The organism is Bacteroidales bacterium, assembly GCA_035299085.1.
Lineage (GTDB): Bacteria > Bacteroidota > Bacteroidia > Bacteroidales > UBA10428 > UBA5072.
Genome location: DATGXG010000053.1, coordinates 57,075 through 70,183 on the forward strand (window position 1 = coordinate 57,075; position 13,109 = coordinate 70,183).

Sequence of the window (13,109 nt, forward strand, 5' to 3'; positions counted from 1 at the left end):
ATTACCCAATAATCCATATTTTACTTATTTTTATATCTTCTACCCATATTTTTTAGGGGTATTCTTTATTTTTTTATCCTTTTTTATTTGCATATCCCATTTTTTTCATACATTTGTCCCAGGAAAAATATTTAACCATCTGCTACTATGAAAGGATTATTTAAACGATGTATGATTAGTGCCGGCGTTTTGCTGTTTTTCGCCACCGGCTCTATTTTTGCTGCGGACGCTGTACCTATTGATACAGGAGTCACAGCATGGATGCTTACTTCAACAGCATTAGTTCTGTTAATGGTTCCCGGACTAGCCCTTTTTTACGGCGGTTTGGTGAGAACCAAGAATGTACTGGGAACCATGATGCACAGCTTTGTTGCCATGGGAATTATGGCTATTCTATGGGTATTGGTGGGTTATTCCATGAGTTTCGGATCTAATGTGCTGGGCGGATGGTTTGGATGGAACAAGGACTATTTCATGCTCAAGGGTATTGATGAAACCATTACATCGGCCGGAATTCCCGAATATGTGTTCACTATGTTCCAGGGTAAATTTGCCATTATCACTCCTGCTCTTATAGCAGGCGCATTTGCAGAACGTGTTTCCTTTAAAGGTTATGTTGTTTTTATCGCCCTGTGGGGATTGCTTGTATATAATCCTTTATGTCACTGGGTATGGGCCAGCGATGGTTTCCTATTCAACATGGGTGCCAAGGGAGCCATAGACTTCGCCGGAGGTACCGTTGTTCATATTGCATCAGGCGTCAGCGGTCTTGTAGCAGCTTTATACCTGGGATCCAGGAGAGGCCATCCCAAAACGGCTTTTGCACCCAGCAACCTGGTGATTACAATGCTCGGAGCAGGATTGTTGTGGGTAGGCTGGTTTGGATTCAACGCTGGAAGCAGCGTGGGAAGCGGACTTTTAACGGCACAGGCTTTGACAGCCACCCAGGTCGCTGCTGCATCCGGTGCAATGGCATGGATCGTTATTGAAGCACTCCACCAGGGAAAATCAACCGCTCTTGGGTTTGCATCAGGTATACTGGCAGGACTTGTAGCTGTTACGCCTGCAGCAGGCGTGGTTCAGCCGGCCGGAGCCATGGCACTCGGAGTTGCCGCCGCCGGTGTATGTTACGGAACCATTCTTCTTAAAAACAGGCTTGGTTACGACGATAGCCTTGATGCCTTTGGAATTCACGGAATAGGTGGTATTGTAGGTTCTCTTTTACTTGTGTTCTTTATTCGCAACAGTTGGATGAAAGATGCAGCAACAGCGGCAGGCGGTTCATGGTCGGTTTGGCAGCAGCTCGGTGTTCAGGCAGCAGCCGTTGGAATTGCCGTGGCATATGCAGCCATATGTACCTATGTGCTTATCATTCTCGTGAATAAACTGGTCGGCTTCCGTGCTTCAACCGAAGCTGAAATGCAGGGACTCGATTACTCCTATCATGGTGAGCAGGGTTATGGCATGTTGAATCCCCGCTAATATTTAACAGTAAATAAAAATATACAGTCATGAAACTGATAACAGCAATTATACGGGAAAACAAGCTCGACCAGGTACGAGAGGCCCTTATTGAAGCAGAAATTACACGAATTACGGTAAGCAGGGTTTCCGGTCACGGTCAGCAGCTTAAGGAGGAGATATACAGAGGTTCAAAAGTTATCCCTAATCTGATCCCGAAAACAAGAATCGATATAGCCGTAAATGATAGTTTTGTCGATATTACTGTCGACACCATTATAAAAGCAGCACGATCGAACCATGAAGGAGAAGTGGGAGACGGTAAGATTTTTATCACTCCGCTTGAAGAATGTATAAGGATCCGGACAGGTGAAAGGGGAGGTAAAGCAATATAAAAGTTTCTGTAGTAGTTCTAGTTTTAAGGGGTAAGTTTAATTTGAGGACCGGGCGGGCATTTAAAACCCGCCCGTTTTCTTTTTAGTTTCTCATTTCACTTACCGGTCTTATTTTTTCAAGGGTTCTTACATTGGTTGAAGGATTCTGAAATACTTCCAGTTCAAATTCAGGCAGAATAGCCAGCAAATGATCAAACAAATCCGATTGCACTTCCTCATAAACAAGAGCTTCAGTGCCTTTAACAAAAGCAATGATTTCAAGGGGAATTCCTAATTCGGTCGGTTGCAGCTGTCGCACCAGCATAGGCAGTTTATGGTTCAGTTGCGGATGGTTCCGTAATATTCCCACGATGTATTTCCTGAAAAGAGTGATATTGGTAAGTTCACTTTCATGCAACAGGGAAACATTTTCCTGTTTTTTCTTTTTATCCTGGTGTTCAAGAAATTCACCCAGTGTTTTAATGCCTCCTACCCTGGCCAGCAATCCCGGAGTGCAGAAAGTAACAGTTTTCATGTCAATATTCAGGTATTTTTTGAACCTTCGTGCTGATTCTTCCTCTGTTCCCCTCCAGTTGATAAACGAATCCGATACCATGGTGTAAGTGGGTATAGTTGTTATGGTTTTGTCGAAATTCCTTACTTTGACCGTGTTCAGTGTAACCTCAATTACATTCCCATCGGCGCCATATTTCTGCATGGTAATCCAGTCACCTATCCTGAGCATATCATTGGCTGACAGCTGAACGCTGGCAACAAAGCCAAGTATTGTATCCTTAAAAACCAGCATGAGTACTGCCGCTGCGGCACCCAGACCGGTAATCAGCTTATGCGACGGGGTGTTGGTAAGAATCGATATGATTGAAATGGCTGCAATAAAGTAAGCCACAATCTGTACAATCTGTGTAAAGCCTTTTATTGATTTTCCCTGGGCAGCCGGCAGAGTGCGATATATTTCATTCACCCCTTTAAGGAAGGCGTTTATGGCCATAATGGTAATAACAATCATGTAAATGCTGAGCGCTTTCTGGGTTAAACCCATAATGACCTTATACTGGAATAAAACATGGCCTACGCTGAACCATAGAACCAGTGCAGGAGCCAGGTGGGCAAGCTTGTTTAATACGTTTTTTTCAAGGAGAATATCATCCCATACCGTCTTGGTTTTGGCTACCATACGCGATATCACCACAATAATGATGCGTTTTGTAACAATATCAGCCAACCAGGCAAGAATAAGAATATTCAGGATACCAAAAACTATATTGATCGCGTTAGCCTGGGATTGTGAAAATCCCCAACCCTGGAGGAGTTCCTGTAAATCGAAAAGAAACCTGAGACGGGTGTTTACCGAAAGATTCATATGTTTAAATTTTGCCGCAAATATAATATATCCTGTACCAGCCGAAGCCTATGCAAAAAAATAAATCCGGTCGCGGAAACGACCGGATTTAACTGTGATGTCAGATAACCCGTATTTTTAGTCTTTTACTTTCCTGGCCACAAAATAGGAGGAAACCAAACCGGCACCGGCAAAAAGGAAAATCATTGACATATAGGCAACCGGCTCCTCAAGCCTTGTTGAAACGGTAAGAATATTTCCTACCAACACGCCAATGCCGCCGCCCATAAATAACATACCGAGCTTGATTGAAAATTTCTTAAATACGTTAACCGGTTCTATTTTAAAAATAGAAGCATCGGCATTTTTCTCGATGAGGGCCAACCTTTCACGGTTCCGGGTAGTGAAATAGAAATATGCAACTCCAAAAATGGATCCGAAAAATGTCAGGAAAAACATCACTGCTGTAAATCCTTCGTTCATAGCTTTAAATTTTAAGTGTGAGTGATTTTATTTGTCTGAACTTTTGACGCCTGCATGGTTGAGGTGGTTACAAATATTTGAAAAAAATTTAAAAGAGACCGTCATTTAACTAGCCCTGGCCTTCAGGCCGGGGTAAGGGTTACACTACCCACCATGTCAAGGGCTTGAGCTTTATCCGGTATAATGACGCTAAAGACGGGTGCATTTTTTATCTGATGTCCCCGGCCTGAAGGCCGGGGCTACTCCCCTTTCCAATTCCGCAATTCACCGATAATCCGGCGGAAAATACCGAAATATTTGAAGTACCTTTGTAACCAAACGGTACCTTTGAGCGTCAATACTACAAATGATTTATTTGGAAGACACACAGGTAATCAATCGCATCCTTGCCGGAAATACAAGGGAATACGAGGTGCTGGTTAACAGGTATAAAGACCTGGCATTCACAATAGCATTCCGCATTCTGAATAACCGCGAGGACGCCGAAGAAGCTGCACAGGACTCATTTATTAAGGCATTCCGCGGACTGAGCAGTTTCAGGAAGGATTCAGGATTTTCAACCTGGCTATACAGGATCGTATACAATACGGCTGTATCAAAGAAACGTCTGAAAAAACAGATATTTCAGAATATTGATGAGTTGCCGTTATCCGACCTGACCGATGCACCCAAATATGACTTCGATGCTATGGCCGAAAGAGGCATGATACTTGAAAAGGCTATGCAACGCTTACCCGAAGAAGACAGGGTGCTTATTACACTGTTCTATGTGAATGAGTCTTCGGTTGAAGAAATACAGCAAATAACAGGCATGTCGAAGTCGAATATTAAAGTAAGGCTCTTCCGGTCGCGAAAGAAACTGCAGGAGCTGGTGAGTAAAATGACTGAAAAGATTTATTTTTAACCCTGATAAATTATAGTACACATGTTCAGCACAGATGATGAAATTCTGGGACTAATGCGAAAAGAAGGCGTGCTCAAGCCTTCCGACGGATTTTCCGCCCGGGTTATGCAAGCCATCGCAGAAAAGAAAGTTGTAACGGAATATAAACCCCTTCTAAGCCGCAGGGCCTGGTCATTGGTTATCTCTTCTTTTATACTTCTGACAGTACTTTGCTGGCAGTTTTTTGCACGGAATCCCGAACAGCCGACCACTTTCTCCAACATGCTTGAAAAAGCCGGATCATATATCAGCAATATCCATTTGTCTTTTGAAATAAATTCAAATGCTCTGCTCATCATCACTCTTGCCATGATCTGCATGGGGATGCTGTTACTGATCGATTTCTGGTTCTCCAATAACAGCAAAAGATCGACCATTTAAAAAAATTGTAATTCTTAATCGTAATCGTAAATCGTAAATAACTAAGACTCTGACAGGTCCTGCCGGACTCTGTCAGGCCATAATCGTAAATCGTAAATCGATCAATCGTAAATAATAAAAAAGGGTGCTCATTGAACACCCTTTTTTATTTACAATTTACGATTTACGATTACCGATTACCGATTACCGATTACCTTGTTACCGAATACCTTATTACCTTATTACTAAATACCTTAATACCTAATTACTTGCCCATCTGTGCGTTATCCGGAGCAGGCATAACCTCGAGAAGCTCAACGTCGAAAATCAGCGTTGAAAAGGGCTTGATGTTTGAACCGCGTGGAGGCTGAGCACCGTATGCAAGGCCTTCAGGAATGAAAATTCTCCACTTGGCACCTTCCGACATAAGCTGTAATGCTTCAACCCAGCCCGGGATAACCTGTCCCACAATAAATTCAGCAGGTTCCTTACGATTGTATGAACTGTCGAAAATAGTACCGTCAATCAGTTTGCCGGTATAATGTACCTTAATTTTGTCATTCATTGTAGGCTTCTTGCCCTTGCCTTCCTTCAGAACAATATACTGTAAACCGCTGGGAAGCGTAACAACACTGTCCTTCTTTGAATTGGCCTCAAGAAATGCCTTATTGGCGTCAAGGTTTCCCTGGTATTCTTTTTTCACCTGTTCAGCCTGGAGATCGCTGAAGAATTTATTTAAAAATGACTGTATTTCCATTTGTGAAACCGGCAGAGAATCTTTATCAACGGCTTCATTAACTCCCTTCATAAAGGCATCGTAATTGAAAAGACTATCGATTTTTGCCTGTTTTATTCCTGAACCATAGGTTAATCCAAGAAAATAGCTGACTGAATCGTTCTTTGTTTTAATTTTTGCAGAGCTGTAATTTGTTTTGCCGCACGATGAAATTATAAGCAAGCTGAAAACCGATATAGCAACGATACCGAAGACCTTTTTCATTGTAATAAATTTTAAATTTTAAGCTGCGAAGATATATTAAATAAAATACACTGTGAGTAAATTGTTAAAAATCTTTTGTTTTGTTCCTTGCGTTATTTGTAATTTTCCGGACTCTTATGAAAGCGAATACATGAAGAATATTGGGGCAGCGATTATCTGGATTTTACTCTTTTGTAACGGCATAATACAGGCTCAGGACAGCATACCTGTTTCAATGAAGGAACAGGCCCGTAAACACTTTGCGGCTAAAGAATACAAAGAGGCATTGCCTGTGTATCGTAAACTGCTCAACCGTTATCCAAAGGAACCCGAATACCTTTACGGTACCGGAGTTTGCCTTGTAAACCTCAACTCAGGCCTTGAAGAAGCGATTCTTTTTCTGAAACCTTCTACAGTTGCTGAATACAACTCCCTTTCTCTTTTCTATCTCGGACGGGCGTACCATCTTTCGTATGCATTTGAAGATGCCATTAAAGCTTACTCCAAATTCATGCTTAAAGCCGGAAAAACCGATATTAAGCGCTATGATGTTGAAAGGCAGATTGAGATGGCCCGCAATGGTATAGAGTTTACAAAAACCAGCCGCACTCTTACTGTTCAAAATACCGAGGAAATTTCACCGGCACAGGCACAGAAAATAACCATGATCAACGGCTCCGGAAAACTGATACGTAAACCTGTTGAATTCTGTACCAAAACCGACCTCAGAAACGGCTACCGGTCATGGATGTTTTTGCCATCATACACCGAAGTGAATGATTATATCTATGTTTCAGGCTATGACCGCTACAAAAAGAATAACCTGCAAATTTTCAGGGTACGGAATGTAAACCATGAAACATGGGGATTTCCTGAATTAGTAGGTGATGTAATCAACACGCCTTATGATGAGGAATTTCCCTATTTCGATACAAAAACTTCAACCCTGTATTTTTGTTCAAAAGGCCATTCAAGTATGGGTGGTTATGATATTTTCAAATCGGTTTATGACTGGAATACAAAGACCTGGTCAAAGCCTGAAAACGCGGGCTTCCCGATAAATTCACCGTTTGATGACTATATCTACCTGGTGGATGAGTTCAGTCATACGGCTTCGTTCATTTCCAACCGTGATTCAAAGCCCGGATTTCTGAAAATTTACCGGGTTAAAACGGATGAAGAAGGACCTGCGGCCCGGTTAGCATCCATTGAGGATATCCGTAAAGCTTCAATTCTTGAGCCTTCTGAAATATCAAAGCCTGTTGCCGAAGTAGTGGCTGATACTTTTGCAGTCGCCGACGCACCAAGGATTACCAAGAATGATTACAATAAAGTGCTGGCTGAAGCCCTTTTGCTGCAGGTTAAAGCGGATTCGTGTGCACGGATTACACGTGATCTCAGGATCCTGGCAAAAGAAACCCCTGATGATTCATTGAAAAAGCAACTGGTTAAGGATATTCTCCGCAACGACAGGATGGCCAAAACCACCCAGAGGGAAGCCGATCTGAAATTCGCTGAAGCCAGGAATCTGAAAGGCATTTCAGATCAAAGCCCGGAGAAAGAACCCGAACAGCAGGCAGAACAGCCTGCAGCTGTTGAACAACCGGTGGCTATAGAACAGCCGCTTCCTGCAGCGAATATTAGAACTGATGTCTTTTCAATAGAAAATGTATCTCCCTATTCAGATAAAAATCCGATTCCTCCGGCAAAGATCCCCGGATCAGGGCTTGTCTACCGTATCCAACTGGGTGCGTTCAGCAAGGCAAAACCCAATAATGCATTCGGCGGAGTTCAGCCGGTTACATTTGAACAAATACCGGGCAGTTCAATAATAAAATACTATGCCGGATTTTTTTACTCCCTCAACGGGGTCACAAAAGCACTTGAAACATTGAGATCACAAGGATTCCGGGATGCCTTTATAGTGGCTTTCTATGAAGGAAAACTAATAACGACCGAGAAGGCAAGAGAGATCGAATTTTCCGGATATAAACTTTAAATTCAACCTGAAACAGTTATATTCTATTTTTTATTGATTTATACACAGCAAGCATAAATTATGTAATTTTGAGGTTGTAATTACAGGGAAAGGCACCTTTTTATGAACGCGGAAAAATATAAAAGCAGACCGGAATTTGATGAGTCGGTGGATGTTGGAAAATCTGAAGGCCGCTTTCTTATCCTGCACAACGATGATGTCCATACGTTTGATTACGTGATCAATTCGCTTATAGAGGTATGCAATATGGAAGCAACCCAGGCTGAACAATGCACCTATCTGGTCCATTACAAAGGCAAATGTGACGTTAAGAAAGGCGATTATGAAATGCTTCAGCCGTTTCGCGAAGGATTGATTCAAAGGGAACTTAACGCCACTATCGACTGAATTTTACACAACATACATGTCATTATTCGCCATTGCCATTATCATCATCCTGGGGATTTTCCTGCTCCTTGTAGAATTTCTGATAATACCCGGCTTCACGGTTTTTGGCGCAGCCGGATTTGTTTTCATACTGCTCGGAATCGGTTCTTCCTATTACTTTCATAATGTGGTGACCGGCAATATTACCCTGGCGGGCACTGTACTTTTGTCTTTCGGAACCATGTATTACATTTTCAAAAGAAAGACATGGAGGAATATGGGATTGAAAGCCAATATTAACAGCAGGCACGAGCCATTCAAAGCCGGAAGCATACAGGAAGGCGATTTTGGCAGGACTATCACCAGGCTGGCTCCTGTCGGCAAGGCTCAGATTAATGATGTAATCTGCGAAGCCAAATCCACGGGCGGTTTCATAAATGAAAATACCGAAGTGGAAGTAATCAAAGTGTTGAATACTCAAATTATTGTTAAACCTAAAAATTAAAATCCATGGGCGAAACAGGCATTTATCTTGTAGTTGCTGCAGGCGTACTTTTACTGATCTGGCTGTTCTTTTATTTTGTTCCTCTGGGACTTTGGTTCAGTGCCGTATTTGCGCGCGTTTATGTTCCGATCTGGCAGCTGGTGGGAATGAGGATCAGGAAAGTTCCCCCATCCATCATTCTGAATAACCTTGTGAGCGCAACAAAGGCCGGTTTGAATCTTAATGCCGATGAACTTGAAGCCCATTACCTTGCGGGGGGAAATGTGAAGCAGGTAGTGAATGCCCTGATTTCAGCCGATAAAGCTAATATTCCTCTCGACTTTAAGGCAGGCACAGCTATTGACCTCGCTGGCCGTAATGTATTCGAAGCCGTACAGATGTCGGTTAATCCTAAAGTGATCAATACACCGCCGGTAACAGCTGTTGCAAAAGACGGCATCCAGCTGATCTGCAAGGCCAGGGTAACTGTAAGGGCAAATATCAGGCAACTCGTGGGAGGTGCCGGTGAAGAAACCGTACTGGCCAGGGTGGGCGAAGGAATTGTATCCTCGATCGGTTCGGCCGTTTCACATAAGGAAGTTCTTGAAAACCCTGACAATATTTCAAAAGTGGTTTTGAATAAAGGACTTGATGCAGGTACAGCCTTTGAAATCCTTTCAATCGATATAGCCGATATCGACATTGGAAAAAACATTGGCGCCGTACTGCAAATGGACCAGGCCAATGCCGACAAGAACATTGCACAGGCAAAGGCAGAGGAAAAAAGAGCTATGGCAGTCGCCATTGAACAGGAAATGAAGGCTAAGGCACAGGAAGCCCGTGCAAAGGTTATCGAAGCCGAAGTGCAGATTCCGCTTGCCATGGCAGAAGCTTTCCGCTCAGGTAATCTCGGAATTATGGATTACTACAAACTGAAAAATATCGACGCCGATACGCAGATGAGGGATTCCATTGCGAAATCGGAAGGACCGCAGAAGAAGTAAGGAGTAAGGAGTAAGGAGTAGGGAGGGACTCCCTGCTCCCTACTCCCTACTCCCTACTCTCATAATATCCCCATCAATTCCCTTATCTCAGCTATCTCCCACGTAGGTACCACATTACAGGGTTTTTTACCCGTATTGAAGTAAACCTGGTCGATTCCCGCGTTCCAGGCTCCCCGTATATCCGCGTCCGGATCATCACCGATCATCAGGCATTCGCTTTTATGGGCATGAACCGACTTGATGGCATATTCAAAAAACCTCCTGTCAGGTTTTTGATTTCCTACCATTTCGGCCATGAACAGCTTTGTAAAATATTCACTCAGCCCGCTGTTGGTCACTTTCTTTATCTGTATTTCAGAAAACCCGTTCGTGAGAATATAGAGTTTATATTTGCCTGAGAGGTATTGAAGTGTCTCATGCACCCCGGGGAAGAGTGCTGTTTTATACGGGGCTGTCTTTAAATACAGGTCTCCTACCCGCTCTGATAACTCATCATCATGAATATTCAGCTCATTAAATGTGAGCACGAGCCTCTCAATCCGCATCTGATCCTTTTTTACCTTGCCCTTCCTGTACTCGATCCACAGATGCTCATTATATTTTTCATAAAGGCTTATGAACTGCTCAAAATCAGGAATTCGTGCGAGTAAATCGAGTTGTTTAAGCACATCGTAAAAGGCCTGTCGTGCATTGGCTTTGAAATCCCACAACGTATTGTCCAGATCAAAGAAAAGGTGTTTATATGTCTTCAAGATAATTATGAATTATTGCATTTATATTTGCAGAGTTTATCTTTCTACAAAGGTAAAATACTGCCGCAAATCATTAAAATTATGGCTTTGTATTCACTCAGTACGATAGCAGATATAACAAAAGGAACGGTTATTGGAAAAAATGATCTGATTATTGAATCTCCTGTGACCGACAGCAGGGCCGCTTCGGTATCTATTACTTCGCTTTTTATTGCCATTAAGGGAGAGCAGCATAATGGACACAGGTATATTCGTGATCTTTATAGTCGTGGTGTAAGAGCCTTCATGGTCTCCGATAATTGCCCGCCGGAAGACTTTCCCGGGGCGGGATTTGTTAAGGTACCTGACACCATGAAAGCTTTGCAGGACCTTGCCCGTCATCACCGCAATTCCTTTAACTGCCAGGTTACTGCCATTACCGGAAGCAACGGTAAAACCATTATCAAGGAATGGCTTTTTCACTGCCTTTCCGGTATATACAATATAACAAGGAGTCCCCGCAGCTACAATTCACAGCTTGGAGTGCCGCTTTCGCTATGGCTGCTGGATGAGAATACAGAGCTTGCGATTATTGAAGCCGGTATTTCAAAACCCGGGGAAATGGAGAAACTTGAACGGATGATTTCACCGGACACCGGCATTTTCTCCAATATTGGTGAAGCTCACAGCGAGAATTTCAAAAACAGTGATGAAAAAATCACTGAAAAGCTTAAGCTATTTGCCAGCTGCAAAGAACTAGTCTGCTGCGCCGACAATGAACCGGTAATAAAAGGAATCCTCAATAATCCGGGGCTTTCGCATATCAGGCTTTTTTCATGGTCACTGAAGGGGAAAGGAGATGTAAATGTTACCCATACCCGAACAGAGTCAGGAAAGAGCTTACTTGCGGCTGAATGGAAAGATACACATCTTGATATTACCATTCCCTTTACCGATCACGCATCGGTTGAAAACGCCATGCATTGCATTGCATACATGATACTGAAGGGCATCCCAGGAGATACTATCGTTTCAAGGATGGCTGAATTACCGGTTGTTGCCATGCGACTTGAACAGAAAAGCGCCATAAATAACTGCACTCTCATAAACGACAGCTATAATTCCGACCTGAGCTCGCTTGCCATTGCCCTTGATGTGTTAAGCCACCAGATACAGCACAGGAACAGAACACTGATCCTCTCCGATATATTGCAAAGCGGAAGAAAACACACCGACCTGTATAAAAAGGTGGCCCGGATGGTAAGTGACGAGGGTATAACCCGCCTGGCAGGCATCGGTCCTATGATCTCAAAAAGTGCGGCATTTTTCCGCGTTCCGGCAACATTTTATGAAACCACAGATCAATTCATTGAGGGTTTCAATGCTGATGATTTCAACAATGAAGCCATTTTGCTGAAGGGTTCAAGGAGTTTTGAATTTGAAAGGATAGCCGCGCTGTTTGAACAGAAGAAACATACAACCCGCATTGAAATCAACCTCAATGCAATGATCCATAACCTGAATTATTTCAGATCACTGCTGAAACCGGGAACCAAAACTATGGTTATGGTTAAAGCGCTGTCCTATGGAAGCGGCAGGCATGAAATTGCCGGAATCCTGCAGTTCCAGAGGGTCGATTACCTTGGCGTGGCCATTGCCGATGAAGGGGTAAGCCTGCGAAAAGCAGGAATCAATCTTCCCATTATGGTTATGAATCCTGAAGCCGAATCTTTTGATATCATGATTCGGAACCGGCTTGAACCCGAGATCTACAGTTCCGGCATACTAAGCCTTTTTGAAAAAGCCGTAATACGCAACCAGGAAACCAATTATCCTGTGCATATCAAGATCGACAGCGGTATGCACCGCCTGGGATTCCTGTCAACTCAAACCGATCAGCTTTGTGGGGAACTGGCTCAGCATAAAAACATCCGGGTGTGTTCGATCTTTTCACACCTGGCAGGAAGCGATGAAAATCAGTTTGATTCCTTCACCCATGAACAGATCAGCACATTCAAAACCATGTCGGACAGAATCATTGAAAAACTGGGTTATCCTGTTATCCGGCATATCCTGAACACTTCGGGTATCGAGCGTTTTCCTGAAGCGCAATTTGATATGGTCAGATTGGGGATCGGACTTTATGGCGTCAGTAGCACAAACCAGGAAAAATTACGGAATGTAAGCACACTTAAAACTACCATTCTTCAGATAAAACCGGTGAATCCGGGCGAAACGGTCGGTTACGGGCGAAAGGGTAAACCAACATCACCGTCACTCATTGCCATTATACCGGTTGGATATGCAGACGGTCTGAACCGTCATTCCGGAAACGGTAAGCTTTCATTCAGAGTGAATGGAAAATTCGCTCCGACAATCGGAAATATTTGCATGGACATGACAATGCTTGATGTAACAGGCCTTGGAGCAAAAGAAGGCGATGAAGTGATCATTTTCGGCGAAGGAAACTCAATTACCGATATGGCTCAGAAGCTTGACACCATCCCGTATGAAATTCTCACTGGTGTATCCGAAAGGGTGAAGAGAATTTATATTTACGAATAA

The 13,109-nt window shown here is 43.2% G+C and carries 13 protein-coding genes; 9 read left to right on the top strand and 4 right to left on the bottom strand.

The window, feature by feature from the left end; genetic code table 11:
• The first annotated feature begins 147 nt into the window (after positions 1 to 147).
• Both VK179_18320 and VK179_18325 read left to right on the top strand, forming a co-directional pair.
• On the top strand, positions 148 to 1,482 hold the full coding sequence (locus VK179_18320) for an ammonium transporter (protein HLO60712.1): 1,335 nt from the start codon (positions 148 to 150) through the stop codon (positions 1,480 to 1,482).
• A 29-nt stretch (positions 1,483 to 1,511) separates the two neighbouring features.
• Positions 1,512 to 1,856, top strand: coding sequence for a P-II family nitrogen regulator (locus VK179_18325; GenBank protein HLO60713.1), 345 nt, complete (start codon positions 1,512 to 1,514; stop codon positions 1,854 to 1,856).
• An 82-nt stretch (positions 1,857 to 1,938) separates the two neighbouring features.
• On the opposite strand, the gene VK179_18330 is transcribed toward VK179_18325, so the two are convergent.
• Both VK179_18330 and VK179_18335 read right to left on the bottom strand, forming a co-directional pair.
• A complete protein-coding gene (locus VK179_18330; GenBank protein HLO60714.1) occupies positions 1,939 to 3,216 on the bottom strand; it encodes a mechanosensitive ion channel domain-containing protein in 1,278 nt (425 codons plus the stop codon).
• A 117-nt stretch (positions 3,217 to 3,333) separates the two neighbouring features.
• On the bottom strand, positions 3,334 to 3,678 hold the full coding sequence (locus VK179_18335; protein ID HLO60715.1) for a DUF6249 domain-containing protein: 345 nt from the start codon (positions 3,676 to 3,678) through the stop codon (positions 3,334 to 3,336).
• A 346-nt stretch (positions 3,679 to 4,024) separates the two neighbouring features.
• Between VK179_18335 and VK179_18340 the strand changes: the two genes are divergently transcribed.
• A complete protein-coding gene (locus VK179_18340; GenBank protein HLO60716.1) occupies positions 4,025 to 4,582 on the top strand; it encodes an RNA polymerase sigma factor in 558 nt (185 codons plus the stop codon).
• Positions 4,583 to 4,603: 21 nt separating this feature from the next.
• A complete protein-coding gene (locus VK179_18345) occupies positions 4,604 to 5,002 on the top strand; it encodes a hypothetical protein (GenBank protein ID HLO60717.1) in 399 nt (132 codons plus the stop codon).
• Between the two features lie 244 nt (positions 5,003 to 5,246).
• Here VK179_18345 and VK179_18350 read toward each other — a convergent pair whose 3' ends face one another.
• Positions 5,247 to 5,981, bottom strand: a complete 735-nt coding sequence (locus tag VK179_18350) for an FKBP-type peptidyl-prolyl cis-trans isomerase (protein ID HLO60718.1) — start codon at positions 5,979 to 5,981, stop codon at positions 5,247 to 5,249.
• Positions 5,982 to 6,111: 130 nt separating this feature from the next.
• Here VK179_18350 and VK179_18355 point away from each other — a divergent pair, with 130 nt between their 5' ends.
• The 4 genes from VK179_18355 (at position 6,112) to floA (ending at position 9,813) form a co-directional block, all read left to right on the top strand.
• A complete protein-coding gene (locus tag VK179_18355) occupies positions 6,112 to 7,959 on the top strand; it encodes a hypothetical protein (protein HLO60719.1) in 1,848 nt (615 codons plus the stop codon).
• A 102-nt stretch (positions 7,960 to 8,061) separates the two neighbouring features.
• Positions 8,062 to 8,346 (top strand): ATP-dependent Clp protease adaptor ClpS, encoded by a 285-nt coding sequence (locus VK179_18360; GenBank protein ID HLO60720.1) that lies wholly within the window; start codon positions 8,062 to 8,064, stop codon positions 8,344 to 8,346.
• 16 nt (positions 8,347 to 8,362) lie between these two features.
• Positions 8,363 to 8,830, top strand: a complete 468-nt coding sequence (locus VK179_18365) for an NfeD family protein (protein ID HLO60721.1) — start codon at positions 8,363 to 8,365, stop codon at positions 8,828 to 8,830.
• A 5-nt stretch (positions 8,831 to 8,835) separates the two neighbouring features.
• Complete coding sequence (gene floA, locus VK179_18370) at positions 8,836 to 9,813, top strand: flotillin-like protein FloA (GenBank protein ID HLO60722.1); 978 nt, start codon at positions 8,836 to 8,838, stop codon at positions 9,811 to 9,813.
• A 59-nt stretch (positions 9,814 to 9,872) separates the two neighbouring features.
• Here the strand turns inward: floA and VK179_18375 are convergent, their stop codons facing one another.
• Positions 9,873 to 10,565 carry a YjjG family noncanonical pyrimidine nucleotidase gene (locus tag VK179_18375; GenBank protein ID HLO60723.1) on the bottom strand — a complete coding sequence of 231 codons (693 nt, stop codon included), beginning with the start codon at positions 10,563 to 10,565 and terminating at the stop codon, positions 9,873 to 9,875.
• A gap of 81 nt (positions 10,566 to 10,646) precedes the next feature.
• On the opposite strand from VK179_18375, the gene VK179_18380 reads away from it, so the two are divergent.
• Complete coding sequence (locus tag VK179_18380) at positions 10,647 to 13,109, top strand: bifunctional UDP-N-acetylmuramoyl-tripeptide:D-alanyl-D-alanine ligase/alanine racemase (protein HLO60724.1); 2,463 nt, start codon at positions 10,647 to 10,649, stop codon at positions 13,107 to 13,109.